This is a genomic window from Candidatus Symbiopectobacterium sp. 'North America', assembly GCF_015762685.1.
GTDB lineage: Bacteria > Pseudomonadota > Gammaproteobacteria > Enterobacterales > Enterobacteriaceae > Symbiopectobacterium.
In genome coordinates, this window is sequence record NZ_PEHF01000017.1 from 1 (window position 1) to 20,344 (window position 20,344).

A 20,344-nucleotide genomic window follows, 5' to 3' on the forward strand; every position below is an offset into this window, starting at 1 on the left:
GATGTTCCATTACGGCAGGTTAAACATGGGGTTATAAGTCTCCCACCATGATCGGGGAAGACCCACTTGTTTCCACGTAAAAAGCCAATTTGTTTGTCCAAAAAGCATTATTTTGGTGATATTGGTCAACCTATTTTGTTTTCTTGTTGGTGCTTTTCACTGGCTGGTGTAGGCTGTCATTGGAATGATAAACAAAATTGGTCGGCCTGTTTACCGCTTTGGTTGATGAAATTGATGACCTGTCGTCCCGTAGCGATTGCCGTGGACCGGGAACAGCGCAAGCGATGATTTTACAAGATATTGATTAAGGGTAATAAAGATGGAACAAACCTAGCGTTGGTATGGCCCGAACGATCCTTTCTCTCTGAACGATGTCCGTCAGGCTGGGGCGACGGGTGTGGTGACCGCGTTGCACCACATTGCGAATGGCGAAGTCTGGACAGTTGAAGAGATCGAAAAGCGTAAAGCCGAATTGAAAGCCAAAGGTCTGGTGTGGTCGGTGGTCGAGAGTGTGCCGATCCATGAAGATATCAAAACGAAAACCGCTCGCTATCAGCACTATATTGCTAACTACCAGCAGTCACTGCGCAATCTGGCGCAGTGCGGCATCGACACCGTGTGCTACAACTTTATGCCGATTCTGGACTGGACGCGTACCGACCTGGAATACCAACTGCCGGACGGTTCCAAAGCGCTGCGCTTTGATCAAATCGCTTTTGCGGCGTTTGAACTGCACATTCTCAAACGTGAGGGGGCAAATAACGATTACACCGAAGAAGAGCAGGCGCAGGCTGCCGCTTACTTTGAAGCCATGACCGAAGCGGATATCGTGCGTTTGACCGGCAATATCATCGCCGGTCTGCCGGGTGCGGAAGAAGGTTATACTCTGGAGCAGTTCCGCGCGCGTCTGGCGGAATATGACGGCATTGACCACGCCAAGCTGCGTGAACACCTGGGCTATTTCCTTAAGCAAATCGTGCCGGTTGCCGAAGAAGCAGGTATCCGCATGGCGATCCACCCTGACGATCCGCCGCGTCCGATTCTGGGGCTGCCGCGCGTGGTGTCCACCATTGAAGATATGCAATGGATGAAGGACACTGTGGATAATATCCACAACGGTTTCACCATGTGCACCGGTTCTTACGGTGTGCGTGCGGATAACGATCTGGTCAAGATGATCGAAACCTTTGGCGATCGCATCCACTTCACCCATCTGCGAGCGACCTGTCGCGAGCAGAACCCGAAAACCTTTCACGAAGCGGCGCATCTGGGCGGCGACGTGAATATGGTGGCAGTGGTGAAAGCGATGCTGACGGAAGAATCACGCCGTAAAGCGGCGGGCGATCTGCGTCCGATTCCGATGCGTCCTGACCACGGTCACCAGATGCTCGACGATCTGAAGAAGAAAACCAACCCCGGTTACTCGGTTATTGGCCGTCTGAAAGGGTTGGCGGAAGTGCGCGGCGTTGAGCTGGCGCTCAAGCAAGTGTTCTTCCCTCAATTGCTGTAATACGGCAGCTTCACTGTAGCAATACGCTCAAGAGGCGCTAGCGTTCACGCAGCGCCTCATTCACTTTATTCAGTGGCTTGATCAAGTAATCGAGCACGCTTTTTTGCCCGGTTTTAATCTCCACATTGGCCATCATGCCGGGAACAATGGCAAACCGGTCGCCGTTTTTATTGGTCAAACCACTCTCCAGCGTGCGCACATAAACCCGGTAATAATACTGATCGCGCCGTACTTCATCTTGCAACGTATCTGGTGAAACACTTTCTACTTCGCCGTCGAGATCGCCATAAATCGATGAGTCATAGGCGGTAATTTTGACAATGGCAGGCAATTCAGGGCGGATATACGCGATATCGCGCGGGTTGACGCGGGTTTCAATCAGCAGTTTGTCTTCCAGCGGTACGATTTCCATCAACTTGCCGCCCGGTTGCAGTACGCCGCCGACGGTGGTGACCTGAATATCTTTGACGATACCGCGCACAGGGGAGGTGAGTGTGGCGCGCCGTAGCTGGTCGGCCTTACCGTTGACCACTTCCAACAGTGCTTCCAGATCGGCGTTATTTTTTACCTGCTCTTCGCACGCCCTGACGGCATACAGATTGCGTGCTTCATCGATCTTGCCGCAGATTTCACTGATTTGTCGCCGCAGACGGATCACTTCGACTGCGCTGGCGGCGCCGCGTGCCACCAGCGGTTCGGTCATTTTCAATTCCTGCTCTACCAGTCGCATGGATTGTTGCAGGTTAAGCACGGTTTCATCTCGGTTACGCAGGCGGGATTCATACAGTTGGCGTTCGCGCGCCGCCAGATTGGGATCTTTCAACGTCTCTTAGATAAAGCGCAGCGGCTCTCCGCTTAGCTCCGCGCGCAACCGTTCCGCTGAGGCGCGCAGGGTGGTGACGCGCGAAAAGGCCTCCCCGTAGACGGACTGGGCGCGGTTGATGTCCAATTGCGCCAACGTCTGGCCTTTTTCCACGATATTCCCTTGCTGGACGTACTGATTATCGATTACGCCACCATCAAGACTTTCAATCACCTGGGCTCGCGTGGATGGGGTGACTTTGCCACTACCGACGGTGACTTTATCGAGAATGGCGATTTTCGCCCAGGCGAAAAACACCACCAGCCCCAGCAGCGTCAGCCAAATTACTCTGGAGGAGGCTTTACCTTTTGCGCTGAACAGCGTCTTGTTCATGATTTTCTCCCTCAGGCGACCTGCTGCGCATTATCCAGCGGTTTGCTGACCGCCTTGAGTATCTGGTCTTTGGGGCCATCGGCAATAACGCGCCCGTTGTCGATGACAATCAGCCTGTCGACCAGTTTGAGCAGTGCCGGGAGATGTGTCACCAGCACTAGCGTGCGCCCTTCCAGTCAGCTTTTCATTTGGCGAATAACCTGTTCTTGCAGTTGTTCATCCATTGAGGCCGTGGGTTCATCCATCAGCATGATCTGCGGATTGCGCAGGATAAGACGGCTTAGCAGCACCATTTGGCGCTGCCCGCCGGACAGGCCGCGCTCGCCTTCCTGGATGATGCGGTCAAGACTGTAGGCATCTTGCTGCACCATGCTGAGTGCCCCGCTGATACGCAATGCTGCCAGTAATTCCTGCTCAATGGCGTGGGGGTTGCCCAGCATCAGGTTTTGCCTGAGACTGCCAAAAAACAGCCGAGAATCCTGTGAAAGAAAATCAACCTGGCGGCGCATGTCTGCTGGGTCCATGTGTGCCATGTCGACACCGTCCAGCGTTACTTTGCCGCGCGTGGCGGTTGCCTGCCCGGCGAGCAGCTTGAGCAGGGTGGATTTTCCAGAGCCGACCTTGCCCAGTATCGCCACGCGTTCGGCAGGTTTGATATCCAGTGTGTTGATAAAAAACGCGTTATTTTTCTTTTCCGGATCGTAGCTGTACTGTGCCTGCGCCACTTGATAGTGGCCTTGCAGCACCGGGCAGTGGGCGATTTCTTGTGCCTCTGGCCGGTCGAGCGGTTTTTGCAGCAGTTCATCGAGCCCGGTCAGCGCGTTTTTGGCGTGCTGCCAGCGCGAAAACACCATGGTCAGTTGCATCAGCGGGGCGATGGTGCGTGATGACAATAGGCTACACGCCACTAGCGTGCCGGTGGTGATGTCGCCGGCCAACACCAGATAGCTAACGAACACCAACATGCCAGCATAAGTGAGCTGCTGTACCGTCGCCGCCCATCCGGTCAGGCGTGCGCCCCACAGGCGCTGCTTCATGCCGACGGCGGCGCTCACCTCGTGAGTTTGCTCCCACTGCCGCTGGAAATAGGGTTCTGCCTGAAGTGCCTTGATGTCTTCGACGCCCTCAATCGATTCCACCAGCACCGCGTTGCGCAGCGCGCTCTCGCGCATGCCGTCTTTAGCCAGTTTCGCCATAGGCCATTGCAGCAAGATGCCGGGAATGACAATCAGCGGGATCGCCAACATGGAAATAAACACCAGCGGGCCACCAATAAACGACATCAGTGCCAGAAATATCAGCACAAAAGGCATGTCTGCCGCCGCGCCGACGGTGGTCGAGGTTAGTAATTCACGCACCTGATCGATTTCTCGTAGCTGAGAAATAAAGGAGCCGGTAGATTTGGGGCGTGCTTCGTTTTTGATAGCCAATGCGCGGGCGAACAGCATGCCGGAAACCCGCAGATCGATCTGCTTGCCCATCAAATCGGAGATCACCGTGCGGGATAAACGAATCGCGTATTCAATAGCGGCAGCCCTTGCTGCACCAGCACATCTCCCAGCGTGTTGCTGCTCTCTAACGCCGAGTTGTGATACACATCGAACATCATGCCATCCAGCGCCCGTTGCCCGGTCAGGGCCCAGGTGCCGCTGGGGTCGGGGATCAAATTGACCTCGTTGCCCGTTGCGCCCAGGATGCGCAAATCATCTTCGGGTTTATCGGTGACAGACAGCGCGCGCGCCAAATCGAGCGTGATGCTGTTGGTGCCCGAAGCGTCGAGATCGAAGATTTCGATGTTGTCGATGCTGAGTCCCAGCGCGGTAAGATCCAGCGCCAGATGCTCGCCACTCAGCGCCAGCGCCGCTGTCGATATGAAGCGCGTCAAGTACAGAAACCTGAAGCAAGTCATCGCCATCACTGCCGGTTAGCGTGTTGCTGTCAGTGGGCACGATAGCAACGCCGCCGATGCTGTAGCTGATATCGCTCGGCGTGGTTACCGTGGCACTTGCACCGGTACTTTGCACCTCATTCAGGCTGGCGAGCGTCAAGGTACTGTCATCATGCGTCGTGCTTGTTTCATGACTGGTCTCCAGCGAGACGCCACTCTCCTCAAGGGACAGACTTTGGCTCTCAAGGCTTGCGAACGTGAGGGGAGGTGAAATGCCGGTCTTCAGCCCGGCAGAAACGCCAACGCTATTGCCCGCCACATCGGTGACACTCGCGGAAACCAGCGTGCCGGTTAACACTGCGAGGATGTTGAGTACGGTCAGCCCCAGTGAAGTGAGCAGTGAGCTTTCCAGTCTGGCGGTCCAACTGCCATCGGCTTGCACCGTGCCGGTCAGGTTAATGCCGTTCAGTACGGAGTTGGTTTTGAGCAGAGAAACGGAGACCTGCGCACCAGCCTGCACATTGCGGCTTTCTCCGTGGATAGCCAGGCCGTTGGTGATAATACTCAGCGCGCTCAGCAGCGTGGTCAGATCGATCCCCAATTGCGGCAGCGCATGGGTTTTGACAATGGCCGTGCTGCTGGTACTCGTGCTATTACCATAGCGATCGGTCACGGTGACCCCCACGTTCAGATTACCGTCTGCGATGTTCAGCAGGTTGGCTGTCGGCACGCTTACGCTCCAACCACCATTGGCAGTCACCGGGACGGTCAACACCAATCCGCCGACGTTGACAGTGCCGCCTACGGCATTACTGACCGTCCCACTGATGGTTTGATTGGCCTGTGCTTCCGTCAGATTGAGGTACCCATCACCGAACAGTGAACCCAGCGACAGCGTCGGCAGGTTATGGATACCGATACCTACGTTGGCACTGGCACTGACATTCTTGCCCGCCGGGTTGGTGAGTGTGACGCCCAGTGTCAGATTGCCGTCGGTAAGCGCAGTGAGATCGGTGGCGGACAAGACAACCGACCAGGTGCCATCGCTTTGTACCACGGTTGTCAGGGTTCTGCTGCCCAGCGTGACACGCAGCGTTGAACCCACGGCGTTGGTAGTGGTGCCGCTGATGATTGGGTTGGTCGCTGCCTCTACGGCGTTTAACAGGCCATCGCCGCCAAACAGCGGATTGAGCGTGATGGTCGGTGCGGCATTAATGGCAACCGTTGCCAGGCTGTTTTGGCTGATGCTGTTACCTGCGGCATTGGTCAGTTGTGCATTCACGGTTAAAGAGCCATCCGTCAACGCTTGCAGATCCACGATGGGTAGGTTCAATGACCAACTGCCGCCCGCATTGATGGTGGTGGTATAGGTTTTTCCTCCAAGCGTTAACTTCAGGGTGGTACCCGCTGCCGCTTGTGTAGAGGTGCCGCTCAGGATTTGTGTCCTGAGCAGGTCGTTAAGATCCAAAATACCATTGATAAACAGCGGGTTGAAGGTAATGATTGGTGGCGTGAGCGCCACCGTCAAACCTGCGCTGGTGCTATTACTATTGCCTGCTTTATCCGTCACCGTTGCGTTGACGGTCAGGTTACCGTTTGCCAATGATTGCAAGTCCGTTGGCGTCACTGGTATGCTCCAAACGCCCCCAGCCTGCACGGTGGCTTCCCGCGAAAGCCCACCAATGGTGAGCGTTATTTTTGATCCCACCCCTGGATTGGTTGTGGTGCCGCTTAGGGTTTGGCCCAGCGCTGCTTCCGCCACGTTGAGATAGCCATCACCGCCAAACAGCGAATTAAGGCTGATGGTCGGTAAGTTTTCGGTGATGGCCGTAATGGTTTGGCTGATGGAACCGGTGTTACCGCTGGCGTTAATCACCTCTACTTTGACCGAGACGCTGCCATCAACCAGTGCAGCAAGATCGGAAGGTTGCAAGGTCAGACTGTAGGCCCCGGCGGCACCGACCGTAGTTTGGAAGGTTTTACTGCCCAGCGTCACTGTAACCTGGGAGCCAACCGCGGCGTTGGTGACCACTCCACTCAAGGTTTGAGCCACCAGCGCTTCTGCGGCATTGAGGAAACTATCGCCACCAAAAATGGGGCTAAGCGTAACCACTGGCTGGGAGAAGCCCAGCGTTAAGCCACCGCCGAGGGAAACACCGTTACCCACGCTATCGCTGGCATTCACCATGACGGTAACATTGCCATTGCCCAGGTTTTGCAGCAATGCTAATGCATCGGTGCCGACGCTGGTACTCCACTTGCCGTCGGTCCCGACCGTTGCGGTCAACGTTCTTACCCCTGCCAGATTAATCGTCAGTTGCGTGCCGGGGGCCAGATTCAGCGCGGTGCCGCTGATCGTCTGAGCGTTTACCAAATCGGCGAGATTGAGCAGCCTGTCACCGAATATCGGATCGAGGGTCAGGCTGGGCAGGTTATTAATTATCGCCGGCACGTTTATGGTTTTGCTGACCACGTTGCCGCCGTAATCGGTAACACTGACACCGAGCGCCAGCGTACCGTCCTGCAAGGCTTTCAAGTCCAGCGTGGGGATAGAGAGGTTCCACGCGCCGCTAGCCCCTTCGGTGGTCTCGAAGGTGGTGCCTGCGATGGTGACACTGACTTTGGCACCCAGAGAACTGCCGGTAGCGTGACCGCTGATGACCTGTGTTATCAGCGATTCGGCATAGTTGAAGATACCGTTGTTACCGAAAATATCGTCAACGCCTGCGCCCAGCGTCTGGTTGAGCGCTACGTTTAAGGTCACGGTGGTACTGCTGCTGTTACCGGCGGCGTCAGTAATGGTCAGTCCGATCACCTGCGGGCCATCGGTGAGTTTGGTCAGATCGATGGTTGTAAAGGGAATCTGCCAGTTGCCATCGTTATCTACATTTACCGGGATGCTGGTGAGGGGGCCCGCAGTCAGCGTTACTGTGGCCCCTGCCTCACCTTTGCCACTCAGCGCTTGCCCCAGCAGCGCTTCGGCCATCGTGAGGATATTGTTGCCCGCAAAGGCATTGATGGTCAGCAGCGGGATGTCCGTATCGACCGTGATAGAGAGTGGATCTGCGTTGGTGGAATTGCCTGCGGCATCTTTCAGCGTTGCGGTAATCGGATGCTGTCCTTGGCTGAGCGCATTGAGATCGGCGGTAGGAACGCTAACCGACCAGATCCTCCCAGTGCCGCTGCCATTATCGAGGACTTGCGCCTGATAAGTTTTTCCGTTCAGCATCACAGAGACAAAGCGCCCAACCTCCGCAAAGGAGGCGGTGCCATTGATGGTTTGCGCCGTTGCCAGTTCGCTATTGTTGAGCGTGTTATCGCCGGCGAAGGTGAGGATAGTGACCGTTGGTGGCGTGATGTCGACCTGAACGCTGGTGCTGCCGTCAATGGTGTTGCCGTCCACTTCGTTTGACGCAGTGATAGTCACCGTGCCATCTGACGTAAAGGCGGCGTAGGCTGGATCGGAGACGGGGATGGCCAGGCTCCATTTACCGTCACCGTCAGTGGTGACATTTCCAGCAGGTTGAGTGCCATTAATGAGTATGGTGATCGTCTGCGGGTTGTCGCCGTGGTGCACCACCCCCGAAACGGTTATGGGGGCTTCTGATTCATCGGCGTTGATAATATTGTCACCGGCTATGGCATTAATCACTAGTGTTGGAGCCTGTGGCAGAACAATATTCACAGGGACATCTAGTGTTTCATTAACGATATTACCGGCTTTATCTTGCGCTTGGATGGCGATTTCGGTTGGATTGGTGAACTGCTGCAACTCTGAGGGTGGAATTAACACCGACCAACTTCCTCCGGCGCCAATATTGGTTTCGTAACTGTGCCCGTTCTCCAGTCCGGTTGAGGTCCCGCTCAAGGTTTGTGCTGTGCGGCTTTCAACATAGTTCAGCCCATCGCCACCAACAAAATCACCGAAAGTAATCGTTGGCAGCGTATTGACCACGATATGCACCTGACCGCTGACGCTGGTGCTGTTGCCTGCGGCATCGGTGGCGGTGACCGTCAGGGTCTGCGTGCCATCAACCAACCCAATCAACTGGTCAGCGTCAAGCGACCAAACGCCGCCAGATACAGTGGCATCATACGATTTTGTGCCGACCTTCACGCTAACGCTCGTGGCATCACCAGCATTACCGCTCAGTGCTGCAATTTCTGTTGCATTCAGGTAACCGTCACCAAACGGGGTGTTCAGCGTAACAGCTGGCGCATGAAAATCGTTTTCAAAGGTCACCGTATCGCTGGCAGTGTTGCCTGCGACGTCGGTCACCGTCACTATCAGCGTGTGGTCATCACTTTCGGCTAACGAGCTCAATGCATTGGCTGGCAAGGTGACGCTCCAGGTGTTGCCCGTGACCACGGCCTGATAAATCACGCCGTTAAGGTCAATTTCGACACTGATGTTTTGCGCACTGCTGGTGCTATTGGTGGTGCCTGTAATGGTCAGCGGACCACTGGCTTCCGCGATGTTGAGCGTGTTATCGTCGCCAAATAATGGCTCAGTGATGTTGGGGGTGGGCAGTGTTAATGCCGCAGTAACGTTAACGATGGCGCTGCTGGGGTTGCCTGCCTTGTTGGTGACGGTTACCAACAACGTATGTCCACCCTCGGTAAAGGTAGCCAATTGTGTTGAGGTCAGTGGCAGCGACCAGCCGCCCAAACCGTCTACTTGCACACCAGTGAATACCTGTTGGTTTGCGGTTCCTGCATCCAGCGTCAAAGGCGTATTGGGCAGTGACGTGACGATGGAAAATGTGATTGCCAACGTGCGCTCCATCAACCCGACACCGGCCAGTTTTGGCGTGCTGATAGACAAAACCGGTGTGATCATTGCGCACCCGGATGAAAGTCTGACGCTGAAAAATATCACGGATATTGCACCGGGCGTTGTACTCAGCGAATTACTGACCGCTTAGCATCCGGTGACCGTGGAGATGGGTGGCGCGGAGCGTATGGTGCGGGCGGCCCCGATTGCGGGCACCGACTGGTACATTCTGGTGGCGTTCGACCGGGCAGAAGCCAAGGCGGGCATGCGTTCACTGCTGACCACATCGTTGATAACGTTGGTTATTATTTCACTTCTCGGCTCGCTGGTTGTTGACGTCATCATTACCAAAACCCTTAAACGCCTGCTGCAAGTGCGCGATGCGATGGATGACATCAGCAATGGTAACAACGATTTGAGTCAGCGTTTGCCCGATGAAGGCCATGATGAAGTGGCGCAGATTGCCCGCTCATTCAACGTCTTTATCGACAAACTCAGCATGGTGATTATTCAGATTCGTGATATCAGTGCCTCGGTGAAAGTCGCCGTGAATGAAATTTCTTTAGGTAACAACGATCTTTCTGCGCGCACGGAGTCAGCGGCGGCGAGTATTCAACAAACTGCCGCCTCGCTGGAGCAAATCTTAGCAGCGGTTACCGAATCGGCCAGTTCGGCACAGCATGTGAACAATCAGGCGCGAGTCCTGTCTGAAGATGCCAGCATCGGCGGTAAAGTGGTTTCAGATGTGATTGTGACCATGGAAGATATCGTCGCCGCGTCCGGCAAGATCGGCGATATTATCGGTGTGATTGACGGCATTGCCTTCCAGACCAATATTCTGGCGCTGAATGCGGCGGTGGAAGCCGCAAAAGCGGGTGAGCAGGGGCGTGGTTTTGCCGTGGTTGCATCTGAAGCGCGCGCGCTGGCACAACGCAGCGCGCAGGCAGCCAAAGAGACAAAACCCTGATTGAAGCGACCGTGGTCGGCGTGACTTCTGGCTCTACGCAGGTGCGTCAGGCCAGCAACACCATGCAGGAGATTGTCGGCGGCGTTTCTACCGTGACCACCGTAATGTCGGAAATTACCCACGCGGCGAATGAGCAGATGCGTGGCATTCAGGAGATCAACAAGGCGATGGCGCAGTTGGATTCCATGGTGCAGCAAAACGCGGCGCTGGTGCAGGAATCGACAGCAGCTACCGAAGCGCTGTTGGCGCAAACGGAAGAGCTACACTCCACGGTCGGGCACTTCAAGGTGTAATGAACGTTTCTGCGGTAAACACGATGAGCGCCGTAAGGCGCTCTTTTTACTACGCCAGTTTAATCAGCACCATTCCCAGCAACAGCAGCCCCAATACAATCCAGCCGCTTTTGTTGAGTCGCTGGCCGAACAATATCCACCCGGCTGCCACGGTAGCTGCAATGCCAAATCCTCCCCACAGCGCGTAAGCGACGGTGAGATCGATGCCCTTTACAGCTTGCCCCAGAGCACTAAATGCGGCCAATACGCTTATCAGCGATGACATCCCAAGCCATAGGTTGCGAAAGCTGTCCGACAGTTTAAGGAAAATGTTGGCGGCAATCTCCAACACAATTGCCAGGCCCAGGAACGCCGCATGCTGCCATTCAAATGGTAACATGATGGTTTCCTCGCGTTGTATTGGTCGCAGGGGCTTTACGTACGCCCCATTTCACCAGCAGGATACCCACCAACAATGTTACCAGCCCGATGACTTTTAACACTGAAAGGGATTCATCAAACAGCATGACGCTAAACAACGTGATAAAGATAATACCGATACCTTCCCACAATGCATAAGCCACGCCCATTGCAACGAGCTTTATGGCGATCGATAGCAAAAGGTAGGAGAGTGCAATCATGCCATACATCACCATATGTCCCAGCGAGCTACCGCTGAGGCTGGCGTATTTCATGCTCAGTGTGCCGATAATTTCTGCCGCAATCGCGCAGGCTAAAAAGATCCAGTAAATCATTATGTTTCTCCCTGAAAGGGTGACTCGTAGCATCTGGGTAATGCCCGCGATGTTCCCGTGAAAACAGGGGACAGCGATACCGCAGAGATCGACTCCCAGTTGCGATAAAGAGGAGGCTCAGCAGACAAACACGCAAGGGTGGCGTTGCCATCGCTGAATTCAGTGAGAAACCTAAAGTTCGCTACACCAGTGATGCTCACTGGCAAGAATGGCTGAAAGGAATAGCATCTAGATGGAAGTAATGATGGTTTTGTTCTGTATTTTCTTCATGATGATACTGTATTACCTGCCGCAAATAATGCGATTTGTCCACATTCCTCGAAATTAAAAGAATATTACGCTCTTTTATTTGTAGCATGCCTTATAGGGGAAAGCAAACCAGCCCTCGGCTTGAGTGTGTGTCATTAGGTGTTGGTTTAATGACGGTGCAGACAGACGCTGCAACGTTGCTGGTGGTCAAACGGGCTATGCCACTAAGGCTAACTGGAATAAGGGCTAAGCCTCCAACGGCATACGTAACAGGGGATGTGGTTGCTGTTCGGCAAAGTAACGATGAATGTGATGCAGGATGTCGCGCTGGCCGGGAAGGGCAACATCTGGGCCGCTTCCTCAAAGGTAGCCCAATGGAATTCGCTGTGCTCGGCGTTAAGCACAATGTCAGCGTTGGCAGCGACATAAGCCACGAACACCGGCACCAGCGTCAGGCCATTGTTATCCGCTTCGTAAAACTGCTCGCAGCGATCCGCTGAGTAAAGATCGGTTAACTGCAATCCCGTCTCTTCTTTCGCTTCACGTCGCGCCGTTTGCCAGGCGTTTTCCCTGGCTTCAATACCACCGGCTATCTGGCACCACTTCCCCGGCTGAGTATGGCCGTTGCGGCGTAGCAGCAGGACTTGATAGCCAGCCTGCACTGGGCGCAGTACATAAAGCGCGATGGAAAAGCAGCGGATCGGAATCTCATGTCGCATAACGCACTCTCTTCCCTGTTTTGTTTAGCGCTGTGCTTCGCCGCCCAACGCCTCAACCAAATTGGTCGTTAGCGCGGAAAGCTCGCTGGTCATCAGAATAAAATCGGCATCAAAGCGTTGAGCCACATCGTCCCTGTCGATATCGTCGTTCTGCTCACGCAGCGTGTCGGCGAACTTCAGGCGTTTCAGCGTGCCATCTTCTGCCAGTATCAGTTGGATGCGCTCTTGCCAGTCGAGGGCCAGTTTGGTCACCACTTTACCTTTTTCGATATGCACGGCGATTTCATCACTTACCAGATCTTGCTTCTTACAGCGGATCACTCCGCCGTCTTCCAGAATCGCTTTCAATTCGGCTTCGTCTTGCAGGGTGAAACCGGCTGGCACATCACCAGAGCGCACCCATTCGGTCAGGGTAAGTTCAATAGGGTTTTCCAGCGCCAAGGGCACCACGGGCAGTGAGCCCAGGGTTTTGCGCAATAGCGCCAGCGTATCTTCGGCTTTTTTGGCGCTGGCAGCATCAACCATAATCAACTGATTAACGGTATCAATCCATAGCCACACCTGGCTGAAACGGCTGAAGGCACGCGGCAGCAGCGTATGCAGCACTTCATCTTTCAGGGTGTCTTTTTCGGTTTTTTTCAGTTTGCGGTGCTGTTCGGCTTCCAGTTTGTCGATTTTGGTCTGGAGCGCCTGCTTGATCACCGGAGACGGCAGCATCTTTTCTTCTTTGCGTGCGCAGAGCAGCAGTTGGCCGTTAACGCTGTGGGTCAGTGCATCGCTGTGAACGCCCATCGGGGATACCCAACCGGTGCGAGAGAGATCCTGGCTCCCGCAGGGGGTAAAGGCGAACTCACTCAACTGTTTTTCTAACGCATCAGTAGAAAGGGCGATATCGCGGTTCAGGCGATAAATAATAACATTTTTAAACCACAACATGGTGTTATCCCTGGCGGTGTGTGCGCGGCACGCGGATGAAAAGGGGAGGGACGCATCATAGCGGATTTGGCGTGCAAGTGCAGCGCTTAATGGTGGTTACGTATACACTAGAATAAAGTTACCTTATGCCATATACTTGAAAAATTTGATATTTATTCATGCATTATGGGGATTTTCTGAGGAGGCGTTGTGCGTATTGGAATTGATTTGGGCGGAACCAAAACGGAGGTCATCGCACTGGGGGATCACGGCGAAACGCTGTTCCGTCGTCGTCTGCCGACGCCCCGTGATGACTATCAGGGAACGTTGAAGACTATTGCTACGCTGGTTAACGAAGCCGAAAAGGCAACTGGCATGACCGGGAGCGTCGGCGTGGGGATTCCTGGCACCCTGTCACCGCTGTCCCACCACGTAAAAAACGCCAATTCGGTGTGGTTGAACGATAAGCCGTTGGATAACGATCTCTCCGCACTGTTGCAGCGCCCGGTGCGCCTCGCCAATGACGCCAACTGTCTGGCGGTGTCTGAAGCGGTGGACGGAGCTGGTGCCGGACTCGATGTAATGTTTGCCATTATTATCGGTACCGGCTGTGGTGTGGGCATTGCGCTCAACGGACGAGCTCATGCCGGACGCAACGGCATCGCTGGCGAATGGGGGCATAACCCATTGCCCTGGCAGAATGAGCAAGAGCGCCAGTTTGCGCAGGCCGTGCCTTGCTATTGTGGTCAAATCGGATGCATTGAAACCTTTATTTCCGGCACCGGTTTCGCTGCCGACTATCGCCATGTCACGAGCCATGCCTGCAATGGGGAAACCATTGTTTCATTGGCGCGTCAGGCGGATAGCTCCGCAGAACAAGCTCTGCAACGTTATGAGCAACGTCTGGCCAAATCCATCGCACACGTGATCAATTTAGTGGATCCGGACGTCGTGGTGTTGGGTGACGGGATGAGCAATGTCCCACGTTTTTATCAGACGCTGCCCGCGCTGATAACCCCATGGATTTTCGGTCAGGAGTGCACCACGCGGATTCGTCAGGCCACTCACGGTGACTCTAGCGGTGTGCGCCGTGCCGCCTGGCTGTGGCCGGTGGCATAACGCGCCTACGCATGTGTAAGCAGAGCGCTACAAGGCGTAGCGCCGCGGCGAGTGTTTCTTGCTGTGTTGTCAGTGCAGCAGTGAGCTGTTGCTGTTTGTGTGCGGCCTCGGCAAGCCCTTTCCGGTGCGTCTGAATACGCTGTTGCAGCAGGGCAAGCTGCTGTTCTGTTTCCTGACGTTGCTGCTGCGCCGTGGTCAGTGTATCCTTACTTTCTTGCCAACTGCGTCGCAGTTTTTCTTACGCTTCTGTCTGGCTAAACAGGGTATCTGCTTCGCGATCGCAGGCGGTCAGCCACTCGGCAATCTCTTGTTCCTGTTCGGGCGTGAAGGTTACGTGTAAATACTCACTCACCTGTTGCCAAGGGTTATGGCGCGTTTGCTACAGCTTTTCCTGTTCGGCTCGCTCGGCTTGAAGTTCGTCACGCTGTTTTGCCAATGCGGCGAGCGCACCTTCGTGTTGTGCCAACTCACCGCGCACCTGCTGACACAGCGTGCGCAGTTGTGCCATACGCACTTGTGTATCGGACGTGGTTTGCGCCAGCGTTTGATACTCCGCAATCGCCGGATGGTGCGTAGAGCCACACAGCGGACAGGGTTTTTCCGGTTGCAGCAGTGCGCGTTCATCTTCCAGTTTGATGATGCGCTTTTCCAGTTCGACACGCTGCTCGACATCGTTCAACTGCTGCTCCAGACGCTGACAGTCCGCGCGCTGCGTTTCGTTGCTCTGGGTGTCGGCCTGAAAACGTTGGTCCAGTGTGAGCCATTTGCTGGCGCTATTTTGCTGCTGTTGACGCAGGTTGCTGAGTGCTTGTGTTAATTCTCCGAACTGCCGTCGCGCTTGCCGTGCGCGCTGGTGCGCCGCGTAACGCTCACGCAAACCGGCAATCGGATTCGCCGTTTCTGCCTGTTGCCATACCTGTTGCTGCTGTTCGCATTGACGCTGTAAGGTGTCATAGCGCTGCTGTTGCGCGCTACGCTGTTCGCTTAGCACCACCTGCTTGCGCGTCATCGCTTGTTCATCGTTGGTCAGGAGTTGCTGCTGCGCATCCACAACGGCCAGTTCCTCTGACAGGCGCTGCTGTTCCTGAAATGCCGCGCGCCACACGCCAAGTTGTTCGCTCCAGTAACGGTGATGGGGATGCTGCTGCTGGTAATTGAGTCGGGTTTCACGCCGGGTTTGCAGAGTATCGCGCTTGCGAAGCAGGTCAGCCAGTTGCTGCTGCTCGTTATCACGCTGCGTTTGTGTTTGGCTCAACGCCAGGCGGTGCTGGGCGCAGCGTTCCCTTTGGCTCGCGATGTGCTGATCGAGCGGTATCACCTGCTGCTCGATCAGCGTTTCTTCCTGCTGGCGTGCGGCATTGTGTTTCTGCTGGATCTGTTGCGCTTGCAGCAACAACTGCTGTTGCTGCTGATGTACGGTCTGGCTGGTGGCGTGCTGCTGGGTTAACTCGCTTTCACGCGTTTGTGCAGCAACCCGAGCCAACTGAGTACGCTCGCGCTGCAACGGGCGCAATTTTTCTGCTGACTCGTCTCGTTCCAGCCGTAATCAATCGAGTTCCGTGTCACGTTGTGCCTGCTCGGCGGCCTCGGCCTGTTGCTGCTTTTGGCGTAAGTCCTGCTGAAGAAACCGTTCTTGAACCAGCCATTGCTGGTGTGTCAGTGCTTGCTCACGTTTTTCCCGTAACCCTTGTTCTTCCTGTTGTAGCTGTGTCAGTGCCGCCAGTACGCTTTGTCGCTCACTGTCATCCAACAATGCGATGGCCGAGGCGCGTGCTTGTAGCGCGTCCAATGTCTGCTTTACTGCCTTATGCTGCTCATAGATCCGACTGTAAATCTCGCCATAGATCACGTTTCCTGTCAGCTCTTCCAGCAGTTCTGCGCGTTTATTCTGTTCGGCGTTGAGAAAGGCGGCAAACTGCCCCTGCGAGAGCATCATTGAGCGGGTAAAACGCTCAAAATCCAGCCCGGTAATACGGATGGTGTGGGCCAGTTTTTCGGACAGCTTTTGCGTGAGGATCTTGCCGTCTTCGATCAGCGCCAGTTCGGCTTTCGGGGTTTGCAGGTTTCCGTCTGCCGCATCTTTGGCGCGGCGCTGACTCCAAAATGCACGATAGCCGACGCCTTTGACCTCAAATTCCACTTCTGCCAGACAGTCGGCGGTGTTGCGTGTCATCAGTTCGTTCTGCGTGGCGGATAGCGTATTCAGCCGCGGTGTCTGGTGATACAGCGCTAGGCAGATGGCATCCAGCAGCGTAGTTTTGCCCGCGCCGGTCGGGCCGGTGATGGCAAACAGCCCGTTGCTGGCAAACGGCTCCTGCGTCAAATCAATCTTCCATTCGCCTTTGAGCGAGTTGAGGTTTTTTAACCGTAAGCTCAGGATTTTCATGCTTGCGGCGCTCCTTCGGTGACGTCTCGGACCATTTCATCGAACAGTGGGCGCAGCCGTGCTTGCTGTTCCTGCGCCATGTCGGTCAGCGCCAGTTTGCGTTCGAAAACGTCCTGCGGGGATAATTCGTCCAACGTTTCTTTCTTTTCGCGCGCAATCGCCTGCAAGCGCTGCTCACGGTTGCGCCGTAACAGCAACACGTCGACGGGTAATGCGTGCGTTAACTGCTGGATACGCTGCTGCATATCGCTGAGGTAGGTGTCGGTGGCGATCTCGATGTCCAGCCAGATACGCTGCCCAGCTTCTGGTATGGGGAAGCTGTGCAATTGCTGCTCAATGTCCGCCAAATTGCCTTTGATGAGGCGCATCGGTTGCGTCACAGGTACCGGCAGCAGCCTTATTTCTGGGGGCGCGTCATACGGGAAATCGATCAACGCGACTGATTTTTCACTACTAAGCTCATCAAAACTCAGGGCTATCGGGGAGCCGCTGTAGCGGATGTGCTCGCTGTGCCCCACGCGCTGCGGGCGGTGGATATGCCCAAGGGCGATATAACCAGCAGGCGGAAAGGCCTGCACCGGGTAAGCGTCGAGCGAGCCGATGTAGATCTCGCGCACCGCTTCCGAGGCGGTGACTCCCACGGTGGTCAGGTGTCCGGTGGCGATAATCGGCAGGGTAATTGCCAGCGTGTCGCGCAAATCGCAGGCGTGCTGATAGCATTGCGCGTAGTGTTCGCTGATGGCGTCTTGCAAGGCGATCTGTTTCTCCACGCCGGATTGACCCGCCAGGCTGCGCAGGATGTCGTGCGGGCGCAGAAAAGGAATCGCGCACAGAATTGCACCGGGCGCGCCTTGATGGGTATTGAGTGTGAAGACCTGCTGCGTCACATCCTCAGCGGCGTTGGCCATAACACGAGTATTTGAGGCACGCCAGCAGATCGCGCGATTCATTTAAGGTTGCCACCGCATCGTGGTTTCCGGCCAGCAATACCAATTGGCATCCCGTGGTGCGCAATGCCACCACAAACCGGTTGAGCATCTCGCGTGCGTAGCTCGGCGGCGAACCGTTATCAAAGATATCACCCGCCACAATCAGCGCATCGACTTGATGTTCGGTTATCTGCTCGATGAGCCAGTCGAGAAACGCTTGATGCTCCGGTGCGCGACTTTTAGTATAAAAATATTGGCCCAGATGTCAGTCTGCGGTGTGAATGATACGCATGGCGTTTCCTGTTAGACGTGCTATCTACCTACTGTAGGGCGATTATAAGCAGTGAGGGCGGCGGCTGTCGTTATCGCATCGAAAATTTTGGAAACAGCGGCTAAATCGGGTGTTACCTTCAGTTTGGGTTTTCATAAATCTGTCATAAAACTGACGCATACTGCTTTCGCCCGCAGAAGATAAGCCACTCAGGCACCTTTATAGGTAAAGCGGGCAATGGTGAGATTTCGTTATTGTTGACGCGTTTCATACGCTGACTAACGGCAGGATGGACAATGGCAAGACGCATACTGGTCGTAGAAGATGAAGCGCCGATCCGTGAAATGGTGTGCTTCGTGTTAGAGCAAAACGGCTATCAGTCCGTTGAAGCGGAAGATTATGACAGCGCTGTGACGCGTTTGTCCGAACCATATCCGGATCTGGTACTGCTGGACTGGATGCTGCCAGGTGGCTCGGGATTGCAGTTTATCAAGCACATGAAGCGCGAAGCGCTGACGCGGGATATTCCGGTTATGATGTTGACGGCGCGCGGTGAAGAGGAAGATCGCGTGCGCGGGCTTGAGGTCGGTGCGGATGATTATATCACCAAGCCGTTTTCGCCCAAAGAGCTGGTAGCACGGATCAATGCGGTGATGCGCCGTATTTCACCCATGGCGGTGGAAGAGGTGATCGAAATGCGGGGGTTGAGTCTGGACCCAACTTCGCATCGCGTTACCACAGAACAACATGCGCTGAAGATGGGGCCGACCGAATTCAAACTGCTGCATTTTTTTATGACGCACGCTGAGCGTGTATACAGCCGCGAGCAGTTGCTCAATAACGTTTGGGGAACTAACGTTTATGTTGAGGATCGTACTGTGGACGTGCATATTCGTCGCTTGCGCAAGGCGCTGGAAACCAGCGGACACGATAAAATGGTGCAAACGGTCCGGGGAACGGGGTACCGTTTTTCTACGCGTTATTGATGTGCCCGTGAGCCATAGCGAGCGCGACATCGTGGCTAAATACCGCCAAAGCGGAGAGTTTTTAACGTGTTAGAACGTCTTTCGTGGAAAAAGCTGGCATTGGAGCTGGCTTTTTTTTGCTTGCCAGCCCTGCTGCTTGGCCTGATTTTCGGCTACCTGCCCTGGTTTATGCTGGCGGCGGTGCTGGTGGTGCTTGGCTGGAATTATTACAACCAGCTTAAACTCTCCTACTGGCTGTGGGTCGATCGCAGCATGACACCGCCACCCGGGCTCTGGAGCTGGGAGCCGCTGTTTTACGGGCTGTATCAAATGCAACTGCGTAGTCGGCGGCGGCGGCGCGAGCTGGCTTTGCTGATCAAGCGTTTTCGCAGCGGTGCCGAGTCGCTGCCCGATGGCGTGGTAATCACCACCGAAGAGGGCACCATTATCTGGTGCAACGGCCTGTCGCAGCATTTGCTCAGCCTGCGTTGGCCGGAAGATAACGGCCAGAATATCCTCAACTTGCTGCGCTATCCCGAGTTTACCCAATACATGCGTCAGCAGGATTTCTCCCGCGCCTTGACCCTGCAACTGATCAATTCACACCATGTCGAATTCCGTGTTATGCCGTACTCGGAAGGGCAATTATTGATGGTTGTGCGCGACATTACCCAGATGCACCAGTTGGAAAGGGCTCGGCGTAACTTCTTCGCCAACGTCAGTCATGAATTACGCACTCCGCTCACCGTGTTGCAAGGTTACCTGGAGATGATGCAGGACGATTCGCTGGACGGTGCCTTACGCAGCAAAGCGCTTTCAACCATGCAGGAGCAGACGCGGCGCATGGACGGGTTGGTGAAACAGTTGCTCACGTTATCGAAAATAGAAGCGGCAGCACCGATCAATCTGGCGGAAAAGGTCAATGTGCCGCGTATGCTGCGCATACTACAACGCGAAGCACAGACGCTGAGTCAGGATCGTCACGAAATTGTGTTCCACATCAACGATGGGCTGAGCGTTTACGGCAATGAAGAGCAGTTGCACAGCGCCTTCTCCAATCTGGTGTACAACGCGGTTAATCACACGCCGGAAGGCACGCGCATTGAAGTGTGCTGGCAAAAAATCACGCAGGGTGCGCAGTTTCAGGTCAGCGATAATGGTCCAGGGATCTCTGCCGAGCACATCCCTCGTCTGACGGAGCGTTTTTATCGTGTGGACAAAGCCCGCTCACGCCAAACGGGTGGCAGCGGGTTGGGGCTTGCCATCGTCAAGCATGCGCTCAGCCATCATGATTCGCGGCTGGAGATTCTCAGTGAACCGGGTGCCGGAGCGCGTTTTATGTTTACGCTTCCTAACCGGTTGATTGTCGCTGTCTCTCTGTCGGAGAATAGCACCACTCCTTTGGCCTGATGGATAGTTGACCTATGATG

The 20,344-nt window shown here is 55.0% G+C and carries 11 protein-coding genes and 6 pseudogenes; 6 read left to right on the forward strand and 11 right to left on the reverse strand.

The window, feature by feature from the left end; genetic code table 11:
• Positions 1 to 319: 319 nt before the first annotated feature.
• A pseudogene (gene uxuA / locus CS369_RS03550) lies at positions 320 to 1,510 on the forward strand (mannonate dehydratase).
• 37 nt (positions 1,511 to 1,547) lie between these two features.
• On the opposite strand, the pseudogene CS369_RS03555 reads toward uxuA, so the two are convergent.
• The 4 genes and pseudogenes from CS369_RS03555 to CS369_RS03570 all read right to left on the reverse strand — a co-directional run bounded on the left by CS369_RS03555 (position 1,548) and on the right by CS369_RS03570 (position 9,433).
• Positions 1,548 to 2,705 (reverse strand): annotated as a pseudogene (locus CS369_RS03555) (HlyD family efflux transporter periplasmic adaptor subunit).
• Between the two features lie 11 nt (positions 2,706 to 2,716).
• A pseudogene (locus CS369_RS03560) lies at positions 2,717 to 4,252 on the reverse strand (ATP-binding cassette domain-containing protein); the annotation flags it as partial.
• Complete coding sequence (locus tag CS369_RS03565) at positions 4,198 to 4,449, reverse strand: hypothetical protein (RefSeq protein ID WP_196906010.1); 252 nt, start codon at positions 4,447 to 4,449, stop codon at positions 4,198 to 4,200. The pseudogene CS369_RS03560 and the gene CS369_RS03565, both read right to left, overlap by 55 nt.
• Entirely contained in the window at positions 4,421 to 9,433 is a 5,013-nt protein-coding gene (locus CS369_RS03570; protein ID WP_307833648.1) for an Ig-like domain-containing protein, read from the reverse strand. Before CS369_RS03570 ends, CS369_RS03565 begins: the two co-directional genes overlap by 29 nt.
• Here CS369_RS03570 and CS369_RS22960 point away from each other — a divergent pair.
• Positions 9,321 to 10,627: pseudogene (locus tag CS369_RS22960) on the forward strand (methyl-accepting chemotaxis protein); the annotation flags it as partial. The gene CS369_RS03570 and the pseudogene CS369_RS22960 overlap by 113 nt on opposite strands.
• A 49-nt stretch (positions 10,628 to 10,676) precedes the next feature.
• Here CS369_RS22960 and mdtI read toward each other — a convergent pair.
• From mdtI to rdgC, 4 genes are all read right to left on the reverse strand, one after another.
• On the reverse strand, positions 10,677 to 11,006 hold the full coding sequence (gene mdtI, locus CS369_RS03590; protein ID WP_196906012.1) for a multidrug/spermidine efflux SMR transporter subunit MdtI: 330 nt from the start codon (positions 11,004 to 11,006) through the stop codon (positions 10,677 to 10,679).
• Positions 10,993 to 11,361, reverse strand: coding sequence for a multidrug/spermidine efflux SMR transporter subunit MdtJ (mdtJ, locus tag CS369_RS03595; protein ID WP_196906013.1), 369 nt, complete (start codon positions 11,359 to 11,361; stop codon positions 10,993 to 10,995). Before mdtJ ends, mdtI begins: the two co-directional genes overlap by 14 nt.
• Positions 11,362 to 11,840: 479 nt before the next feature.
• On the reverse strand, positions 11,841 to 12,329 hold the full coding sequence (locus CS369_RS03600) for an NUDIX pyrophosphatase (RefSeq protein ID WP_244664754.1): 489 nt from the start codon (positions 12,327 to 12,329) through the stop codon (positions 11,841 to 11,843).
• 24 nt (positions 12,330 to 12,353) lie between these two features.
• Positions 12,354 to 13,265 carry a recombination-associated protein RdgC gene (rdgC, locus tag CS369_RS03605; protein ID WP_196906014.1) on the reverse strand — a complete coding sequence of 304 codons (912 nt, stop codon included), beginning with the start codon at positions 13,263 to 13,265 and terminating at the stop codon, positions 12,354 to 12,356.
• A 189-nt stretch (positions 13,266 to 13,454) separates the two neighbouring features.
• Here rdgC and mak point away from each other — a divergent pair, with 189 nt between their 5' ends.
• The gene (gene mak / locus CS369_RS03610) at positions 13,455 to 14,363 is read left to right on the forward strand and encodes a fructokinase (protein ID WP_196906015.1); all 909 of its coding nucleotides are present in this window, start codon (positions 13,455 to 13,457) and stop codon (positions 14,361 to 14,363) included.
• Positions 14,364 to 14,421: 58 nt separating this feature from the next.
• Positions 14,422 to 14,703, forward strand: coding sequence for a hypothetical protein (locus tag CS369_RS03615; protein WP_196906016.1), 282 nt, complete (start codon positions 14,422 to 14,424; stop codon positions 14,701 to 14,703).
• Between the two features lie 39 nt (positions 14,704 to 14,742).
• On the opposite strand, the gene CS369_RS03620 is transcribed toward CS369_RS03615, so the two are convergent.
• The 3 genes and pseudogenes from CS369_RS03620 to sbcD form a co-directional block, all read right to left on the reverse strand.
• Complete coding sequence (locus CS369_RS03620) at positions 14,743 to 15,876, reverse strand: hypothetical protein (RefSeq protein ID WP_196906017.1); 1,134 nt, start codon at positions 15,874 to 15,876, stop codon at positions 14,743 to 14,745.
• 81 nt (positions 15,877 to 15,957) lie between these two features.
• Positions 15,958 to 16,749, reverse strand: a pseudogene (locus tag CS369_RS03625) (AAA family ATPase); the annotation flags it as partial.
• Positions 16,746 to 17,940, reverse strand: a pseudogene (gene sbcD / locus CS369_RS03630) (exonuclease subunit SbcD). The pseudogenes sbcD and CS369_RS03625, both read right to left, overlap by 4 nt.
• A gap of 305 nt (positions 17,941 to 18,245) precedes the next feature.
• Between sbcD and phoB the strand changes: the two are divergent.
• Positions 18,246 to 18,935 (forward strand): phosphate response regulator transcription factor PhoB, encoded by a 690-nt coding sequence (gene phoB, locus CS369_RS03635; protein ID WP_196906019.1) that lies wholly within the window; start codon positions 18,246 to 18,248, stop codon positions 18,933 to 18,935.
• A 66-nt stretch (positions 18,936 to 19,001) separates the two neighbouring features.
• On the forward strand, positions 19,002 to 20,324 hold the full coding sequence (gene phoR / locus CS369_RS03640; RefSeq protein ID WP_196906020.1) for a phosphate regulon sensor histidine kinase PhoR: 1,323 nt from the start codon (positions 19,002 to 19,004) through the stop codon (positions 20,322 to 20,324).
• Positions 20,325 to 20,344: the final 20 nt, after the last annotated feature.